The organism is Roseitranquillus sediminis (genome assembly GCF_016918935.1).
GTDB classification, from domain to species: Bacteria; Pseudomonadota; Alphaproteobacteria; order Rhodobacterales; family Rhodobacteraceae; genus Roseitranquillus; species Roseitranquillus sediminis.
Genome location: NZ_JAFFOB010000018.1, coordinates 158,850 through 177,599 on the forward strand (window position 1 = coordinate 158,850; position 18,750 = coordinate 177,599).

Annotated in this window: 14 protein-coding genes and 1 pseudogene; 8 read left to right on the top strand and 7 right to left on the bottom strand. The window is 67.8% G+C overall.

Annotated features, from left to right (window positions below; genetic code table 11):
* Positions 1-224: 224 nt before the first annotated feature.
* Positions 225-1,393 (top strand): annotated as a pseudogene (locus JM664_RS12650) (IS5 family transposase).
* Positions 1,394-1,496: 103 nt separating this feature from the next.
* Here JM664_RS12650 and tgt read toward each other — a convergent pair.
* The gene (gene tgt / locus JM664_RS12655; RefSeq protein ID WP_227420286.1) at positions 1,497-2,627 is read right to left on the bottom strand and encodes a tRNA guanosine(34) transglycosylase Tgt; all 1,131 of its coding nucleotides are present in this window, start codon (positions 2,625-2,627) and stop codon (positions 1,497-1,499) included.
* Between the two features lie 64 nt (positions 2,628-2,691).
* Between tgt and rimK the strand changes: the two genes are divergently transcribed.
* A complete protein-coding gene (gene rimK / locus JM664_RS12660; RefSeq protein ID WP_227420287.1) occupies positions 2,692-4,092 on the top strand; it encodes a 30S ribosomal protein S6--L-glutamate ligase in 1,401 nt (466 codons plus the stop codon).
* 74 nt (positions 4,093-4,166) lie between these two features.
* The gene (locus JM664_RS12665) at positions 4,167-4,532 is read left to right on the top strand and encodes an SUF system Fe-S cluster assembly protein (RefSeq protein WP_227420288.1); all 366 of its coding nucleotides are present in this window, start codon (positions 4,167-4,169) and stop codon (positions 4,530-4,532) included.
* Position 4,533: 1 nt separating this feature from the next.
* On the opposite strand, the gene JM664_RS12670 is transcribed toward JM664_RS12665, so the two are convergent.
* The gene (locus tag JM664_RS12670; protein WP_227420289.1) at positions 4,534-5,199 is read right to left on the bottom strand and encodes an HAD-IA family hydrolase; all 666 of its coding nucleotides are present in this window, start codon (positions 5,197-5,199) and stop codon (positions 4,534-4,536) included.
* 106 nt (positions 5,200-5,305) lie between these two features.
* Here JM664_RS12670 and glmU point away from each other — a divergent pair, with 106 nt between their 5' ends.
* The 3 genes from glmU to JM664_RS12685 all read left to right on the top strand — a co-directional run bounded on the left by glmU (position 5,306) and on the right by JM664_RS12685 (position 9,217).
* Positions 5,306-6,646, top strand: coding sequence for a bifunctional UDP-N-acetylglucosamine diphosphorylase/glucosamine-1-phosphate N-acetyltransferase GlmU (gene glmU / locus JM664_RS12675; protein ID WP_227420290.1), 1,341 nt, complete (start codon positions 5,306-5,308; stop codon positions 6,644-6,646).
* A 1-nt stretch (position 6,647) separates the two neighbouring features.
* Positions 6,648-8,456, top strand: coding sequence for a glutamine--fructose-6-phosphate transaminase (isomerizing) (gene glmS, locus JM664_RS12680; RefSeq protein WP_227420291.1), 1,809 nt, complete (start codon positions 6,648-6,650; stop codon positions 8,454-8,456).
* 65 nt (positions 8,457-8,521) lie between these two features.
* Entirely contained in the window at positions 8,522-9,217 is a 696-nt protein-coding gene (locus JM664_RS12685) for an HAD-IA family hydrolase (protein WP_227420292.1), read from the top strand.
* Here JM664_RS12685 and JM664_RS12690 read toward each other — a convergent pair.
* Complete coding sequence (locus JM664_RS12690) at positions 9,186-10,784, bottom strand: AMP-binding protein (protein WP_227420293.1); 1,599 nt, start codon at positions 10,782-10,784, stop codon at positions 9,186-9,188. The genes JM664_RS12685 and JM664_RS12690 overlap by 32 nt on opposite strands.
* Positions 10,774-11,229, bottom strand: a complete 456-nt coding sequence (locus tag JM664_RS12695) for a D-galactarate dehydratase (RefSeq protein ID WP_227420294.1) — start codon at positions 11,227-11,229, stop codon at positions 10,774-10,776. Before JM664_RS12695 ends, JM664_RS12690 begins: the two co-directional genes overlap by 11 nt.
* Before the next feature lie 78 nt (positions 11,230-11,307).
* Between JM664_RS12695 and moaA the strand changes: the two genes are divergently transcribed.
* The gene (gene moaA, locus JM664_RS12700; RefSeq protein WP_227420295.1) at positions 11,308-12,330 is read left to right on the top strand and encodes a GTP 3',8-cyclase MoaA; all 1,023 of its coding nucleotides are present in this window, start codon (positions 11,308-11,310) and stop codon (positions 12,328-12,330) included.
* Between the two features lie 128 nt (positions 12,331-12,458).
* On the opposite strand, the gene JM664_RS12705 is transcribed toward moaA, so the two are convergent.
* From JM664_RS12705 to JM664_RS12715, 3 genes are all read right to left on the bottom strand, one after another.
* Positions 12,459-13,622: a M20 aminoacylase family protein gene (locus tag JM664_RS12705; protein ID WP_227420296.1), complete on the bottom strand. Its 1,164-nt coding sequence runs from the start codon at positions 13,620-13,622 to the stop codon at positions 12,459-12,461.
* A gap of 67 nt (positions 13,623-13,689) precedes the next feature.
* Positions 13,690-14,847, bottom strand: a complete 1,158-nt coding sequence (gene argE, locus JM664_RS12710) for an acetylornithine deacetylase (protein ID WP_227420297.1) — start codon at positions 14,845-14,847, stop codon at positions 13,690-13,692.
* On the bottom strand, positions 14,844-16,664 hold the full coding sequence (locus JM664_RS12715) for an ABC transporter ATP-binding protein (RefSeq protein ID WP_227420298.1): 1,821 nt from the start codon (positions 16,662-16,664) through the stop codon (positions 14,844-14,846). The genes argE and JM664_RS12715 overlap by 4 nt, the downstream gene beginning before the upstream one ends.
* A gap of 303 nt (positions 16,665-16,967) precedes the next feature.
* Here JM664_RS12715 and JM664_RS12720 point away from each other — a divergent pair, with 303 nt between their 5' ends.
* Complete coding sequence (locus tag JM664_RS12720; protein WP_227420299.1) at positions 16,968-18,716, top strand: peptide ABC transporter substrate-binding protein; 1,749 nt, start codon at positions 16,968-16,970, stop codon at positions 18,714-18,716.
* The last annotated feature ends 34 nt before the right edge of the window (positions 18,717-18,750 follow it).

An 18,750-nucleotide genomic window follows, 5' to 3' on the forward strand; every position in this document is an offset into this window, starting at 1 on the left:
GCCCGGGCGGCCACGTCCACCTCCATTCTCGGCTTCATCAGGTGGGAACTTGCCCTCCGCCCTTCAACCGCAAGCGCCTCGGTAAGAATGTGGCGCGGGACGTCCGACGCCGCAAGAGATAGGGCCATCGGCGCCCGCCGTCCACTAGCAGGGTGCTGAAGAACTCGGTCCTCTACGCGCCATGAAAGACATGATTCACCGGACCTTGGCGGCTGGGGGCGGTTATGCGCGGGACGGACGAGACGACGGGCGCGCTGTTCAGCTACGTGGACCTGGAGGAGCGCATCCCGTCGCGGCACCCGCTGCGGAAGGTCCGCGAGATCGTCAACGACGCGCTGGCCGCATGGATGCAGAGTTCGACCGGCTCTTTGCCAGGGAGGGTCGGCCTTCGATTGCGCCGGAGCGGCTGTTGCGGGCCAGCCTGATCCAGATGCTGTTCTCGGTACGCTCCGAGCGGCAGCTGATGGAGCAGATGCAGTACAACCTGCTGTTCCGCTGGTTCGTGGGGTTGGGGATCGACGACGCGGTGTGGGTGCCGACGGTGTTCTCGAAGAACCGCGACCGGCTTGTGACCACCGACATCGCTCGCAAGGTCCCGGCCGCAATCCTGGCTCACGCACAGGTCGCGCCGCTCCTGTCAGACAAGCACTTCTCAGTCGACGGCACGCTGATCAAGGCCTGGGCCTCGATGCAGAGCTTCCAGCCGAGGTCCGAGGGCAGCCCGCCCGACTAGCCCGGCGGCGGTCCTGACGAACCGCCCTCTGCTCGCCCCGAAGACGCCTCCGAACCGCCCAGCTCCGAGAACCCGCCGATGACCCGCGCCGCCCTTCGATCCCGCAACGCCGAAGTCGACTTCCGAGGCGAGAAGCGGTCCAACGCGACACATGCCTCGACAACCAATCCGACGCTCGGCTGTTCAAGAAGTCGCCCGGCGCGGGCGCGATGCTCTGCTTCATGGGCCACACCCTGATGGAGAGCCGGAACGGCGTGGTCGTGCAGGCCGACCTGACACCGGCGAACGGCCGCGCCGAACGGCGTGCGCGATCGACATGATCGACCGGCCTTCGCCGGGCTCCACCCGGCGCCTCACGTTCGACGCCGACAAGGGCTTCGACAGCGCCGACTTCGTCGCCGGCCTGCGCCGGATGTGCGTGACCGCGCACGTTGCCCGGAAGGCGCGCCATTCGGCTATCGACGGGCGCACCACGCGCCATGCCGGTTACGCCGCCTCGCAGAAGCGCCGGAAGAAGATCGAGGAGCCCTTGGCTGGGCAAAGACCGTCGGCGACATGGCGCAGACGATGCTTCGAGGCGTGGAACGGGTCCGCGCCCGGTTCACGCTCACCATCGTGGCGTACAACCTAGCGCGGTTGCCCCGACTCCTGGCCGCATGAAGCGGAGAGGCGCCCGCGCAAGACTGCCGACGCCACCCCCGGCACTCTCCAAGCCGCGCCACCCGGAACGACGTGTCACGGGGGCGCCTTCGTCAGCACCCTGCTAGACCGGCTCCAGGTCGCCTTCCGCGCGAATCGCTTGAAACTCGGTCTCGAAGGCGTCGAAGGCGCCTCGGGAGATCGCCGCTCGCATCGCCTGCATCAGCTCCTGATAGTAGTGCATGTTGTGCGACGTCAGAAGCATTCCGGAAATCATCTCGCCGGCGCGAAAGACGTGGTGCAGATAGGCGCGGCTGTAGTTCCGGCAGGCAGGGCAATTGCATTGCTCGTCGAGGGGCCTCGGATCGTCGCGGTGCCGCGCGTTTTTCAGGTTGACCACGCCGCGCCGCGTGAAGGCCTGCCCCGTGCGCCCCGAGCGAGATGGCAGGACGCAGTCCATCATGTCGATGCCGCGCTTCACCGCCCCCACGATGTCGTCCGGCTTGCCGACCCCCATGAGGTAGCGCGGCCGGTCCGCCGGCAGCATGTCCGGGGCGTAGTCCAGGACCGAGAACATCGCCTCCTGCCCCTCCCCGACCGCCAGGCCGCCCACGGCGTAGCCGTCGAAGCCGATCGCGCGCAGCGCCTCGGCACTCTCGGCACGTTGATCGTGATAGAGGCTGCCCTGCTGGATGCCGAAAAGCGCATGTCCGGGCCGGTCACCGAACGCCTCGCGCGACCGCGCGGCCCAGCGCATCGACAGCTCCATCGACGCCCGCGCCGCCGACTCCTCCGCTGGCCACGACGTGCATTCGTCGAAGCACATGACGATGTCCGATCCCAGCATCCGCTGGATCTCCATCGACCGCTCGGGCGTGATCTCGTGGAGGCTACCGTCGACGTGGCTGCGGAACCGCACGCCCCGTTCGTCGAGGTTGCGCAGGTCGGAGAGGCTCATCACCTGAAAGCCGCCGGAGTCCGTCAGGATCGGCCGGTGCCAGTTCATGAAGCGGTGCAGCCCGCCCAGCCGCTCCACCCGTTCGGCCGTCGGGCGCAGCATCAGGTGATAGGTGTTACCCAGCAGGATGTCCGCACCGGTCGCCCGGACGCTCTCCGGCAACATGGCCTTAACGGTCCCCGCCGTGCCCACCGGCATGAAGGCCGGCGTCCGTATCTCGCCTCGCGGCGTGCAGATCATCCCGGTCCTAGCCTTGCCGTCGGTCGCGGCGAGTTCGAACTTGAAACCTTCGGCCATATGTCCTCTTGAGCGTGGCCCGCGCCCTTCTGGGCCACAACGCCGCCACGGACAAGGAGCCGAAATGGACGAGTTGAGCCCCTTTCGCCTCGGCTGGGAGGAATGGGTCGGCCTGCCCGGCCTCGGCCTGCCGGCGCTCAAGGCCAAGGTCGATACCGGCGCGCGCACCTCGGCGCTGCACGCCTTCGAGATCGAGCCCTTCGGCCCCGCTTCGCGTCCGCGCGTCCGCTTCATGGTCCAGCCGATCCCGGGCAGAGACGACGTGGTGATCCCATGCTCGGCCGAGGTGCGCGACCGCCGCGAGGTTACCAGCTCCAACGGTGAGACCGAGTTGCGGTATGTCATCGTCACCGACCTCGCTGTGGGCAACCGACGGTGGCCCATCGAGGTGACGCTGACCGATCGCGGCGCGATGTCGTACCGGATGCTCCTCGGCCGGCAGGCGCTGGGCGAGGACATGGTGATCGCTCCGGGCGAGAGCTTCTGCCAGGAGCCGCTGGACTATGACGTCTACCACTCCGCCGATGTCCGCGACGTCGCCCCTGAACGGGCGCTTCGCATCGCCGTGCTCAGCCGCGAGGCCCACAACTACTCGACCCGCCGCATCGTGGCCGAGGGCGAGCGGCGCGGCCATGTCGTCGAGGTGATCGACACGACGCGCTGCTACATGATCATCGACGCGCTTACGCCCGAGGTGCACTACGACGGCAAGCGCCTGCCCAGCTACGATGCCGTGATCCCGCGCATCGGCGCCAGCGTCACAGCATACGGAACCGCTGTCATCCGGCAGTTCGAGACGCTGGGCACCTACTGCGTCAACGGCTCGGACGGCATCACCGCCAGCCGCGACAAGCTGCAGGCGCACCAGATCCTCGCCCGCCACCGGATCGGAATGCCGGTCACCGCCTTCGCCAACAGCCCCAAGGACACCGACAACCTGATCCACCTGGTCGGAGGCGCGCCGCTGATCGTCAAGTTACTCGAATCGACGCAAGGCAAGGGCGTGGTTCTGGCGGAGACACGCAAGGCCGCGCAGTCGGTCATCTCGGCGTTCCGCGGCCTCAGAGCCAACTTCCTCGTTCAGCATTTCGTGAAGGAGGCGGCGGGTGAAGACATTCGCTGCCTCGTGATCGGTGGCAAGGTGGCGGCCTCGATGCGCCGGGTCGCGGCGGCCGGCGACTTCCGATCGAACCTGCATCAGGGCGGTACCGCCGAGCCCGTGCGGATCAGCCGGGTCGAGCGCGAGACGGCTGTTCGCGCTGCCCGCGCCTTTGGTCTAGGCATGGCCGGAGTGGACATGCTCCGCTCCGCTGACGGTCCGAAGGTGCTCGAGGTGAACTCGTCGCCGGGGCTCGAAGGCGTCGAGAAGACGACCGCACGCAACATCGCCGCCCGGCTCTACGACGACATAGAGCGACGTGCCAGGCCGGTGCCGAGCCGGCGGGGTCGCGCGGCGAGGCCCTGAGCCGGGTTTACCCGCCGCCATCAATTCCTTATTAACCTCCTCAACAAATCCGGGACGCAGCGAGGCGCTGTCGCATGAAAATCGAAACTTCAGAGAAACTGGAAGGGCAGCCGCTCATCCGCCCCTCCACCACCGAACACCCGCTCTACGAGAACGTGGTTGAGGCGTGCCGAACCGTCTACGACCCCGAGATTCCTGTGAACATATATGATCTCGGCCTCGTCTATACGGTCGACATCTCGCAGCAGGGCGAGGTTGTCATCGTCATGACCCTGACGGCGCCCGGCTGTCCGGTCGCGGGCGAGATGCCCGGCTGGGTCGCCGAGGCGGTCGAGCCGCTGCCGGGCGTCAAGACGGTGGACGTCGAGCTGACGTGGGATCCGCCCTGGGGCATGGACATGATGTCCGACGAGGCGCGACTCGAACTGGGCTTCATGTAGGTCAGCCGATCAGGCCGCCGACCAGCCGCTCCAGGTCGTCGTAGTGCGCCAGCAGGGCTTCGGGCCCGAGAGCAGCGACTCCGTCGCCCTGCGGGCCAAAGGTCACGAGTATCGCGGGCACTCCGGCTGCCTTTGCAGTGTTGCGGTCCGTGTCGGTGTCGCCGATCAGGACCGTCCGATTGATGTCGCCGCCGCAGCGTCGCACGGTTTCGCGAAGAGCATCGGGATCGGGCTTGCGGACAGGCAGCGTGTCGGCGCCGACGAGACCGTCGAAGAGGCGCCGGACGTCGAGCCGCGCAAGCAGGAGCTCCGCCAGGTTCTGCGGCTTGTTGGTGCAGACGCCGGTTGCGTAGCCTGCTCGTTTCAGTGCCTCGACCGCAGCGACCACGCCCGGATAGAGGCGGCTGTGGACCAAGATCTCCGCCTCGTAGGACTTGAGCAGGATCGGCACGAAGCTGTCGACATCAGCCTCGGTCCACTCCCGCCCGCTGCGCTCGAATCCGAGGCGCAGCATCGCGCGACCACCACGGAAAGCCGTCGCCGCATCATGCGCCGGGTCCAGCATGTCGCCGGCCCCCAGTTCGCGGAAGCAGAAGTTCGCGGCGGCGATCAGATCGCCGGACGTGTCCACCAGCGTGCCGTCCAGATCGAAAATCACCGTCCGCATCCGCATCGCCTCCCTGTAACGCTGAGAAACCACTCGTGACGGCGGCCCGCTTGCGCGGCCGAGCCCTACGGGTAGAACACCTCCTCAACAAGGAGCAGTCTCTCGGATGCCGACACACCTCATCGTCCTGGCCGCCGGTCAAGGCACCCGCATGAAGTCGGATCTGCCGAAGGTGCTGCACACGGTCGCAGGCGCGCCGCTCTTCGTCCACGCGCTCCGCGCGGGCGACGTGCTCGCGCCAGAGCGTGTGGTGCTGGTGGCGGGTCATGGCGCCGACGCGGTGAAGAAGGCAGTCGCCGACCTCGACCCTGCGCCCCAGGTGGTGACACAGGATGAGCAGCTCGGGACCGCTCACGCCGTCCTCCAGGCGCGGGAGGCGCTCTCGGGCGCGACCGGCGACGCCATCGTGCTCTACGGCGATACCCCGTTCATCCGGCCGGAGACACTCGAACGGATGACCAAGGCGCGTCGCGCCGGCGCCCATGTGGTCGTGCTGGGCTTCCACGCCGCCGATCCGGGTCGCTACGGGCGTCTGATCCTCGAGGAAGACCAGCTCGAGCGGATCGTGGAGTGGAAGGACGCGAGCGAGACCGAGCGCGCCATCACGCTATGCAACAGCGGCGTCGTCGCCGCCGACGCGAGCGTCCTCTTTGACCTGATCGACGACGTCGGCAACGACAACGCGGCGGGCGAATACTACCTGACCGACATCGTCGCCGCCGCCCGCCGCCGCGGCCTCACCGCCACGGCCGTCTTCTGCGACGAGGCGGAGACGATGGGCGTGAACAGCCGCAGTGATCTTGCCGTGGCCGAGGCGGCTTTTCAGGACCGGGCGCGGGCCACGGCGCTGGAAGATGGCGTGACGCTGGTGGCGCCCGAGACGGTGTTCCTTTCGCACGACACGGTGATCGGGCGCGACGTGGTGGTCGAGCCACATGTCGTCTTCGGACCCGGCGTCACGGTCGAGACCGGTGCAACGATCCGCGCCTTCAGCCACCTCGAAGGGTGCCATGTCGGCTCGGGCGCGATCGTCGGTCCCTACGCCCGCCTGCGGCCGGGAGCGGAGCTGTCGAACGACGTGCGGGTCGGCAACTTCGTCGAGATCAAGAACGCCGAGATCGGCGACGGCGCCAAGGTGAACCACCTGACCTATATCGGCGACGCGTCGATCGGCGCTCGCACCAACGTCGGCGCGGGGACGGTCACCTGCAACTACGACGGCGTGCTTAAGCACCGCACCGAGATCGGCGCGGACGTTTTCATCGGCTCGGATACCATGCTGGTCGCGCCGGTGCGCGTCGGCGACGGCGCGATGACCGCTACGGGCTCCGTCGTGACGTCGGACGTCCCTGATGGCGCGATGGCCGTCGGTCGCGCACGCCAGCTGAACAAGCCGGACTTCGCCCGCCGCTTCTTTGCGCGGCTTCGGGCCGCGAGGGAGAGCTGAGATGTGCGGCATCGTCGGAGTGCTCGGCAACCATGAGGCGGCGCCGCTGCTCGTCGAGGCGCTGAAGCGGCTCGAGTATCGCGGCTACGACAGCGCCGGCATCGCCACCGTGGATGCTGGCCGCCTCGACCGACGCCGCGCCGTCGGCAAGCTGGTGGAGCTGTCCGACCTGCTGGTGCACGACCCGCTGTCGGGGAAGTCGGGAATAGGCCACACCCGCTGGGCGACGCATGGCGGACCAACCTTGGTGAACGCCCACCCGCATCGCGCGGGGCCAGTCGCCGTCGTGCACAACGGCATCATCGAGAACTTCCGCGAGCTCCGCGCCGAGATGCGCGAGAAGGGCTACGAGACGGTCACGCAGACCGATACCGAGACCGTGGCGCTGGTGACGCAGGACCTCATGGCGCAGGGGCTGCAGCCGGACGAGGCGGCGATTGCGGCGCTGGCGCGGCTCAAGGGCGCGTTCGCGCTCGCCTTTCTCTTCGAGGGAGAGGACGACCTGATCGTAGCGGCGCGACAGGGCTCACCCCTCGCGATTGGCTGGGGCGATGGAGAGATGTTCCTTGGCTCCGACGCAATCGCGCTCGCGCCACTGACCGACCGGATCACTTATCTGGAGGAGGGCGACGTCGCAGTGCTGAACCGTGGCGGCGCCGAGATCCGCGACCGGAACGGCAACCGCGTAAACCGCCCGGTCCGCCGCGTCCTGATCGACGCCAGTCGGATCGAGAAGGGCGGCCACCGGCACTTCATGGCCAAGGAGATTGCAGAGCAGCCCGCCGTTCTCCGCGAGGCGCTCGACCACTACCTGCAGGACGACGGCATCGCGATGCCTCAGATCGACTTCACCGACGTGGACCGGGTGGTCCTCGTCGCCTGCGGCACCGCGTTCTATGCCTGCCAGACGGCGCGCTACTGGTTCGAGGAGCTGGCGCGCCTGCCGGCCGAGTGCGACATCGCCTCGGAGTTCCGCTACCGCGAGCCGCCGCTCAGTGAACGGACGCTCGCGGTCTTCGTCAGCCAGTCGGGCGAGACAGCCGACACCCTGGCCGCACTGCGCTACTGCCGCGACAAGGCGAGGATCGTGTCGGTGGTGAACGTGGCCGAGAGCTCGATCGCGCGGGAAAGCGACCTGGCCCTGCCGATCCTTGCCGGCGCCGAAATCGGCGTGGCCTCCACGAAAGCCTTCACCTGCCAGCTTGCCGTGCTGATGCTCATGGCGCTCAAGGCTGCGAAGGATCGCGGCCGGATAGGCGACGATGCGCTTGCCGGACACCTCAACGACGTGCGCACTCTCCCCGGCCTCGTCAGTCACGCGCTGACGGTCGAGCCGGCGATCGAAGACGCGGCGCGCGCCCTGTCGCAGGCACAGGATGTCCTCTTCCTCGGCCGCGGCACGATGTACCCTCTGGCTATGGAGGGTGCGCTGAAGTTGAAGGAGATCAGCTACATACATGCCGAAGGTTATGCGTCAGGCGAGCTCAAGCACGGGCCGATCGCCCTGATAGACGGCAGCGTGCCGGTGATCGTGATGGCGCCGCGCGACAGGCTCTTCGACAAGACAGTGTCGAACATGCAGGAGGTCATGGCGCGTGAGGGACAGGTCATCCTGATCACGGACGCAGCTGGCGCCGAGGCCGCTGGCGAGGGGACCCGTGAGGTGCTGCAGATGCCGCCGGTGCCGCCTCTGTTGGCGCCGATCGTCTACGCGATCGCAGCGCAGCTGCTGGCTTATCATACCGCCATCGCAAAGGGCACGGATGTCGACCAGCCGCGGAACCTCGCCAAGTCGGTCACGGTCGAGTAATTGGCGGGAACCACCTCTGCGGGCGGAGCTTTTCCAAGAACGACTCGATCATCCAAGGGTTCTAGATGTCGCCCAAGGCCATCCTATTCGGCTCGCTCGGAACGCTAGCCGAAACCTCGGACCTCAGACGCAGAGCGTACAACGCCGCCTTTGCCGAGGCTGGCCTCGACTGGGCCTGGGACACACCCACCTTTCGCCGCCTGCTCAGGCATGACGACCCGATCCGCTCGCACGCCATCGAGCGTGTTCAGGTTCTGGCGACGGCGCGACTGGCGGCGCGGGCGGAGGGTATCTACCTCACCATGCTCGAGCAGGTTCGCGTGCCGCCGCGTCCGGGGGTGCGGGACGTGATCGACGGGGCGCGTTCCGCTGGTGTGACGCTCGTGCTTGCCGCCGCGGCCTCGCCCGAGGAAGCCGCAGCCGTGCAGAAGGCGGCAGGGCTGGAATCGTCGAACATCGATTGCTCGGCGGCAGCACCGCACGTTTCGCCGGATCTCTACCTCCTGGCCGTGCGGCGGATGCTACTTTCCCCCGAGGATGTCGTTGTCATCGTCGATGCGCCGGATGCCGCGCAGGCGGCTGCCACTGCCGGATTGCGCTGCGTCGCGTTCCCCGGCGCCGCCTATGCCGACGTCGCATTCCCTTCCGTGGAGCAAGTTGTGGACGTTCTGACGCCGCGCCTCCTCGGCCTCCCGCGGAGGTGCCGCGCCGACGGCCTCCTCCGCGACCCTACGGTCGTTCCCGCAGCTCGCGGCGCATGATCTTTCCGGTGGCGGTGGTCGGCAGGCTGTCGACGATCACCACACGGCGCGGCGCGACATGCGGACTGATCCGCTGGCGCACCCGCGCGATGAGGTCGTCCGGCAGCCCATCGGTCGAGGCTCCGGGTCGCAGCACGACGTAGGCGACGACGACCTCGGTGCGCACCGGGTCCGGTTCGCCCACAGCGGCGGCGAGTACGACATCTGGGTGCCCAGCCAGGCAATGCTCGATCTCGCTCGGTCCGATCCGGTAGCCGGACGAAGTGATTACGTCGTCGTCGCGCGAAACGAACGAGAAGAATCCGTCGGCGTCGCGCCGCCCCAAGTCGCCCGTCCGCATCCAGCGCCCCGTGAACTTCTCCTCGGTCTTGTCCGGCTGTCTCCAGTAGCGCAAGAACATAACGGGATCGGGCGTGGAAACGGCGATCTCGCCCTCCTCGCCGTCCGGCACCGGGTTTCCGGCGCCGTCGATGACCGCAACGACATGCCCCGGCACCGCCCGCCCCATGCAGCCCGACCTGTACTCGGTCGAGGAGCTGGAGACGACAAGGTTGCACTCAGTCTGGCCGTAGAACTCGTTGATAGGTGCCTGCAGGACCTCGCGCCCCCAGTCGCGCAAGTCGTCGCCCAGGCTCTCGCCGCCCGATCCGATCGAGCGCACGTCAACATCATGCGGCACCGGCGCCTGCCGCATCATCTTGAGAGCGGTGGGAGGCAGGAACATGTTGCGGACGCCTCGGTCGGCGATCAGGCGCCATGCCTCGTCAGGGGTGAACTTGCGGAACCGCCGGCTGACCAGCGGGACGCCGTAGTAGAGGCAAGGCAGTGCCATGTCGAAGAGGCCGCCGATCCAGGCCCAGTCGGCCGGAGTCCAACCGATATCGCCCGGCTGGCCGAAACCCTCGTGATGCAGCTCGATCGCAGGCAGGTGGCCGAGCAACACCCGGTGCGCATGTAGCGCCCCCTTCGGCGGCCCCGTCGTTCCCGAGGTGTAGATCATCACCGCCGGGTCATGGGGGGTCGTCGGCGCGGCTCGTGCAGGGGACGCCTTCACGATGTCGTCCCAGAACGAGCGTACCGACGACGGCTCCGTACAGAAGACCGCCCTGACGTCTGGCAGGTCGAGCGACATCAGCTTGTCGAGGCTGGCAAGGTCCGTCACCACCGCGCGGGCGCCGCTGTCAGACAGGCGGTACTGCAGCGCCTCGGGCCCGAAGAGCGTGAAGAGCGGGACTGTGATCGCGCCGAGCCTCATCGCGGCGAAGTGCGCGATCAGCGCTTCCGGACATTGCCCGAGCACGATCGCGACCCGATCCCCCCGCACCACGCCCTGTGCCGAGAGTGCCGAGGCGAAGCGACTGGCCGCATCGCAGAGCCGGCTGTAGGTCCACTCGCTGACGCCCTTGTCTCCCACGTGCACGAGGGCGACTCGCGACGGATCCGCCTCCGCCCAACTGTCGCAGCATGCATGCGCGATGTTGAAATCGGGAGGCAGCGTCCAGCGGAACTCGCTCCGCATCGCCTCCCACGGCCCTATCCGGGGGATGAGCCGGCGCTCAGCGGGCATGGACGGTGACAGTGTGCAGTCCGCCAAGAGGCAAATCGAGCAGGCGCATCGCCGCCAGCGACATGCGGCTGCCGCCGTCGCTGGGAATCAACTCGACCAGCCCGGACCTGCCCGCCTGTGTCACCACCCGCCCCGCGCGCGCCGCTCCGACCAGCGGCGTGCGCAGCCACAGCCCGCCCTGGGCTGGATCGCCCAGCGAGACGACGACGCTGCCGAGCTCCTCTTCCGCCGCGTCGTCGACCGCGGTCGCGGCGGCCCGCTGCTCGGCAGTGGTCGTGTCGAATTGCGCGGCGGTCCGTGCGCCAGGCGGCGGCGATGGCGCGGCAACGACCCGCGCAATCTCGGGCGGCGTCTCGCGCGGCGGCACGTCCGGAGCGACCTCCCGCGATAGGGTGGCGCATCCGGCGAGCAGAGCGAGCGCTGCAAGAGCGATGTGGGTTTTCATGCCTTCAACACTATCAGCCGGACCGCCGTGGGCAATCGCTCTTGCCGCGTTGCCAACCCGGCTCTAGTCTGGGGCGCCATGACCTCACTCGGACCCATCGAAGCAGCGCCCCTCGTCGATCCGTTCCAGCGCTCGATCGACTACCTGCGGGTTTCCGTGACGGATCGGTGCGACTTCCGTTGCGTCTACTGCATGTCCGAGAACATGACCTTTCTGCCGAAGAAGGAGCTCCTCACGCTGGAGGAGCTCGATCGGATGTGCTCGACCTTCGTCCGGCTCGGCGTGAAGAAGCTGCGCATTACCGGCGGCGAGCCGCTGGTCCGGCGCGACATCATGACCTTCTTCCGCGGCATGACGCGCCACCTCGAGAGCGGCGCGCTGCGCGAGTTGACGGTCACTACGAATGGCTCTCAACTTAAACGATTCGCAGGCGATCTTCATGCTGCGGGTGTGCGGCGCATCAACGTCTCGCTCGACACGCTCGACGAGGCGAAGTTCGCGCGGATCACCCGATGGGGCCGCCTGCCGCAGGTCCTCGACGGCATCGACGCCGCGCAGGCGGCCGGGCTACGGGTCAAGATCAACACCGTGGCGCTCAAGGGCTTCAACGAGGACGAGCTCTTCACGCTTATCGACTGGTGCGCCAGCCGCGACATGGACCTCACCTTCATCGAGGTCATGCCAATGGGCGACCTCGGCGGCGAGGACCGGCTCGACCAGTATTGGCCGCTGAGCGACCTGCGCGCCCGCATCGGCGAGCGGCATGCGATGGTCGAGCTTGCCGAGCGCAGCGGCGGGCCGGCGCGCTACGTCCGGCTCGACACGCGACAGAAGATCGGCTTCATCACGCCCCTCACGCACAATTTCTGCGAGAGCTGCAATCGTGTCCGCCTGACCTGCACCGGCGAGCTCTACATGTGCCTCGGGCAGGAGGACATGGCCGACCTGCGCGCCCCGCTCCGTGCCAGCAACGATGATGCCCTGCTGGAAGACGCGATCCGCGCCGCGATCGCCCGCAAGCCCAAGGGGCACGACTTCGACTATTCGCGTCAGCGTGCGGATGGACAGGTCTCCCGCCACATGAGCCACACCGGCGGCTGACGTCCGGCTTCGGCTGCGGCGAACCGAGGAGCCGGCAGCGCATCGTCTGCCGAGCTGTTCTCGGCGAATGCGCGCCGCGGCCGTGCCGCGAGGGCTTCAACCCCTGCCTGCGGCCGTGGCGCTCCGCTTCAGGCCGCCGGCATCCGCCGCTCGACGATCTCGGCCCACCAGGAACAGCCGGCAGGGATGGCCTCGTCATCGAAATCGTACTCGGGGTGGTGCACTGCGGCCGTGTTGCCATTGCCGACGAGGATGTAGGCCCCTGGGCGTGCGTTCAGCATGAAGGCGAAGTCCTCGCCGCCCATGATCAGCGGCGCCTCCACGCAATCGCCCGAGACCGCTCGCGCGACGTCGGCAGCGAAATTGGTCGGCTCGTCCGCGTTCACCATGACCGGATAGTTGCGCTTGTAGTCGACGCGCGCCTTGGCGCCGAAGGCCTCGGCCGTGGCCTCGGCGATACGCTTCAGCCGCGACTCGGCCAGGTCCTGCACGTCCGGGTCGAGCGTGCGGACCGTCCCGCGCAGGTGGACCTTCTGCGGAATGACATTGTGCGCCTTCGACTCTGTCTCGAACGAGGTGACCGACACGACGATCTGCTTCACCGGATCCACGTTCCGGCTGGCCACCGACTGCAGCGCGACGACGATGTGGCTCGCCACCAGCGTCGTGTCGATGCATTCGTGCGGCTTGGCCGCGTGGCCACCCTTCCCCTCGATCTCGATCTCGAAGACGTCGGCCGCCGCAAAGAACGCGCCGGGCCGGATCGCGAAGCTGCCGGTCGGGATGCCCGGCATGTTGTGCATGCCGTAGACCTCCTGGATGCCCCAGCGCTCCATCAGTCCGTCCTCCACCATCTCGCGGCCGCCGCCGCCCCCTTCCTCGGCCGGCTGAAAGATCACCACAGCGGTCCCGTCGAAATTGCGCGTCTCCGCGAGGTACCGTGCCGCGCCCAGCAGCATCGCGGTATGCCCGTCGTGGCCGCAGGCGTGCATGGCACCCGGTCGCTTCGACGCATGCGGCGCGCCCGTCGCCTCGAGGATGGGAAGCGCGTCCATGTCTGCCCTGAGACCGATGACCCGGCCGGACGTGTTGGTCTTGCCGTGAATCACGCCCACCACGCCCGTGCGGCCGATCCCCTCCACCACCTCGTCGCAACCGAACGCGCGCAGCTTTTCGGACACGATGCCGGCGGTGCGATGGGTGTCGAACAGAAGCTCAGGGTTCTCGTGCAGGTCGCGGCGCCAGGCCGCGATCTCGGATTGCATGTCGGCAAGGCGGTTCTTTATGGGCATCGGGGCTCCTCTCGTCCTGTTCGCGGTCAATGAGCCCACGGCAGCGGGGCGCGTCAATCCCCGCAGTTCAGGCGCACAGATGATCGACCACGCGCGAGACGAAGTCCTCGCCCCGACGGAACTGCTCGACCGTGATGTACTCGTCGGGCTGGTGCGCCTGGGCGATATCCCCGGGCCCGCAGACGACGGCAGAGTAGCCCGCGGCCTGGAACTGGCCGGCCTCGGTGCCATAGCTCACGACGTGGCGGCCGTTGTCGCCGGTGATCCGGCGCGCGATCGCCTCGGCGCGGCCGTCCTCCTCGGGGCGCAGCGGCGGCACGTCGAAGTAGCGCTCGACCTCGATCCGCGCCTCGGGCCGGACCGCTCGCATCTGCGCCTCGACCTCGGCGACCTTCATCTCGAACGCCGCGCGCCACTCCTCGGGGTCCTCGCTCGGAACGCAGCGGAAACTCAGCCCGAAGTGGCATTCGCCGGCGGTGATGTTGTGCGCCGTCCCGCCGCTGATCTGACCGACATGGACAGTCGTCCAGGGCGGCTCGAACAGTGCCGTCAACGGCCCCGGCTCGCGCGCGCGGTTCGCCTCATTCTGCTCGTTCGCCCACTCGATCAGTTTCGCGGCCTCCATAATGGCGTTGACGCCGGTATGCATGAGTGACGAGTGCACCTCGAAACCGCGCACGGTCACAAGGAAACCGACGCCCCCCTTGTGGCCGGTGACCGCCTTCATCATCGACGGCTCGCCGATGATGGCCGCGGCTCCGCGCGGCAGGATTCGCGTCATGTCCTCGATCATCGGCGGCGCGCCGGTGCAGCCCACTTCCTCGTCGTAGCTGAGCGCGATCTGCAGTGGCCGCTTCACCCCCCGTTCCAGCGCCAGCGGCACCGCCGACAGCGCCAGCGCGTCGAAGCCCTTCATGTCGACCGTGCCGCGGCCGAAGAGCTTGCCGTCCCGCTCGATCACGGTGAAGGGGTCGGAGGCCCACTTCTGCCCGTCGACCGGAACCACGTCGGTGTGCCCCGAGAGGATGATGCCGCCCTCGACCTCGGGCCCGACATTGGCGAAGAGCCCCGCCTTGTCGCCGTCGGCGTTCCAGGTGCGGTGCGCCGTGACGCCGAAGCCGTCGAGATACTCCTCTACCCAGTCGATCAGGGCCAGGTTGCTGTCGCGGCTGACGGTGGGAAAGCCGACCAGCCGGTCGAGGATCTCGCGCGCGGTAAGTTTCATGTCTTCATCACCAGATGGCCAGGAGCGACCTCTTCGTAGTGCGACGGCTCGGGCCTGTAGTCCAGCGGATGGATCGGCGACGGGATCGGCTTGAAGTCGAGATCGCTCTCGGTCTTTCGGCGGCGCGGGTCGGCGACCGGCACCGCCTTGAGCAGCGCGCGCGTGTACTCGTGGCGCGGATCTTCGAACACCTGTTCGCGTGAACCGATCTCGACGATGCGCCCGAGGTACATCACGCCCACGCGGTGGCTGACCCGCTCGACCACGGCCATGTCGTGGCTAATGAACAGGATCGAGATTCCGAGCTCCGCCTGCAGCTCCATGATCAGGTTCAGGACCTGCGCCTGAACGCTAACGTCGAGCGCCGAGACCGCCTCGTCCGCGATGATGAGCTTGGGGTTCAGCGCCAGCGCCCGCGCGATCGCAACCCGCTGGCGCTGTCCGCCCGACAGCTCGTGCGGATAGCGGCGCATGAAGCTGCGCGGCAGGTGCACCCGGTCGAAGAGCTGCCCGACGCGGTCGCGCATCTCCACGCCCGTGGCGAGGCGGTAGTTCCGCAGCGGCTCCGCCACCTGGTCCGCGAGCTGCATCTGGGGGTTGAGCGAGGCGAACGGGTCCTGGAAGATCATCTGCATGTCGCGGCGGGCGCGGCGCAGGCGCTGCGGCCCCATGGCCACCACGTCCTCGCCCCCGAGCACGATCTCACCTGACATCGGCTCGACGAGGCGCAGGATTGAGCGACCGCATGTGGACTTGCCGCAGCCGGATTCGCCCACGAGGCTCAGCGTCTCGCCCACGCGGATGTCGAAGCTCACGTCCTCGACCGCATGGACGTTGGCGACGTGCCGGCGGAAGAACCCACCCTTGACGGCGAAGCGGGTGACGAGGTGCCGCACCTCCAGCAGCTTGCGGTCCTCGGCCACGCGGATTGGCCCGGTGTAAGCCCCCGCGTCGCCCATCAGGCGCATCGGCTCGGGCGCCGGCCGCCCTCGCATTTCGCCCAGCTTCGGCACCGCCGCCAGCAGCGCCTTGGTGTAGTCGTGCTGCGGGTTCTCAAAGATCTGCTCGACCGAGCCCTCCTCAACCTTGCGGCCGCGGTACATCACCACGACCCGGTCGGCCATCTGCGCCACCACTGCCATGTCATGGGTGATGAAGAGCACCGCGGCGCCGGTCTCGCGCTTGAGCCGGTCGATCAGCGCCAGGATCTCCGCCTGGATTGTCACGTCGAGCGCAGTGGTTGGCTCGTCCGCGATCAGCAGGCGCGGCGAGCAGGCGAGCGCCATCGCGATGACCACCCGCTGGCGCATCCCGCCCGAAAGCTCGTGCGGATACTGCCTCAGCCGCCGCTCCGGCTCCGGAATGCGCACCTGTCGCAGGAGGTCGAGCGCCCTCGCCTCGGCCTCAGCCCGGCTCAGCCCCTTGTGGACCCGCAAACCCTCGGTCAGCTGCCGGCCCACGGTGAAGACCGGGTTCAGCGAGGTCATCGGCTCCTGAAAGATCATGCCGATCTCGTTGCCGCGGATCGTCCGCATCAACGACGTCTCGGCATGCGCGAGGTCGATGCGCTCGCCGCCGCGGTCGAACATCAGCCGGCCGCCAGCGATCTCGCCCCCGCCAAACTCCACGAGGCGCATCAGGCTCAGCGAGCTCACGGACTTGCCGGACCCGCTCTCGCCGACGATGCAGACGGTCTCGCCGGGCGAGATCTCGAAGGAGACGTCCTCGACCCCGACCACCACGCCGTCCTTGGTGCGGAACTCGACCCTGAGGTTCTCGATCGCGGCGAGTGGCGGGCCGGGCGGATGGTCAAGCATTGTCGGCGGTTCCCGATCCTGGTCGGCCGAAGCTAGGATCAACGTCCCGAGCAAGTCAAACGCCACTGCGCCCCGCTGCCCGCTCGAACGGCACCTGCCAAAAGAAGCTGCTCCGAGGGTGCGGGAAAGCTTGCTTTTCGTTTTCGATGCGGCTGAGGTTCCAGAATGCGCGCCGTGGGGGCGCCGCACTTTCGTGAGAAGAGCCTGGACGCATTGCGAACCATGCCGAGACCACACGACGTCGCCCGGGGACCCGCTCCTCGGGCCGAGTGTCACGAAGCCATGTCCGACAAGGAGACAAGCATGAGACTGAGAACCGTCCTCTACGGCGCGGCGGCGACCGCCCTCGCCAGCGCGGCTTTCGCGCAAACCGACGGCGAGCGCGGGCGCGACGGCCAGCTCAACATCATATATTGGCAGGCACCCTCGACCCTGAACCCGTACCTCTCGGGCGGCACCAAGGAAGTCGAAAGCGCGAGCCTCGTGATCGAGCCCTTGGCGCGCTACGACGAGAACGGCGAGATGGTGCCGTGGCTGGCGGAAGCGATCCCCAGCGTCGACGACGGCACCGTGGCCGAAGACCTGACCTCGATCACCTGGACCCTCAAGGAGGGGCTCGAGTGGTCGGACGGCACGCCGGTCACGGCCGAGGACGCGGTCTTCACCTGGGAGTACTGCACCCACCCTGAGGGCGGCTGCGCGCAGGCGAGCTATTTCGACGGCGTGGCGAGCGTCGAGGCCGTGGACGACCGTACGATCCGCGTCAACTTCAACGCGCCGAAGCCGTTCCCCTACACCGCGTTCGTCGGATCGGAATCGCCGATCCTGCAGAAGGCGCAGTTCCAGGACTGCCTCGGCACCCGCGCACCCGAATGCACCGAGGCCAACTTCGGCCCGATCGGCACCGGCCCGTTCGTGGTCGACGAGTTCCGGCCCAACGACGTGATCCTGCTGTCGGCGAACGAGAACTTCCGCGAGGAAGGCAAGCCCGCCTTCGCCAGCATCACCTTCAAGGGCGGCGGCGACGCGGCCGCGGCGGCGCGGGCTGTGCTCGAGACAGGCGAGTTCGACTACGCCTGGAACCTGCAGCTCGACCCGTCGATCCTGGCCGACATGGAGGCGCAGGGTATCGGCGAGGTGATCGCGGCCTTCGGCACCTCGGTCGAGCGGCTGCACCTCAACCAGACCAACGCCGATCCGTCGCTGCCGCCCGAGGAGCGCTCGGTCTACATTCCGGTCGAGGAGGGCAACTTCCAGTCGGGCAACCAGAACCCGCACCCGATCTTCACCGATCCGGCGGTGGGGCGGGCGCTGTCGAAGGCCATCGACCGGCAGCTCCTCGTCGACATCGGCTACGGCGCTGGCGGCCAGGCCACCTGCAATCTCCTGCCCGCGCCCGAGCTCTATGCCTCTACTGCCAACGACGACTGCCTCGTGCAGGACATCGAGGAGGCCAAGCGGATCCTGGACGAGGCCGGCTGGACCGACACCAACGGCAACGGCATCCGCGACAAGGACGGGGTGGAGCTGAGCGTCACCTACCAGACCTCGACCAACGCGGTCCGGCAGGACACGCAGGCTCTTGTCAAGCAATGGTGGGACGAGCTGGGCGTCGAGACGGAGCTGCGCAACGTTGATGCGAGCGTGTTCTTCGGCGGCGACCCGTCGAGCCCGGACACGTTCCAGAAGTTCTACGCCGACATCGAGATGTACACCAACAACTTCGCCGGCGTCGATCCCGAAGCGTACATGGCCAACTGGCGCTGCAATGCGATGCCGCGCCCGGACACCGCCTGGCAGGGCGAGAACATCCAGCGCTTCTGCGACGCCGAGTACGACAAGCTTGTCGACGAGATGGCGCAGACCGCCGAGTTGGAACGGCGTGGCGAACTGGCCAAGCAGATGAACGACATGATCGTCCAGTCCTATTCGATCATCCCGCTCATCCACCGCGGCAGCCCGTCGGCTAAGGCGAACACGCTGGCCGGCGTCCGGATGAACGACTGGGACAGCGAGCTGTGGAACATCAAGGACTGGCACCGCGCCGAGTGACCACGTCCTGATGCCGTCGCGCTCCGGGGCACTC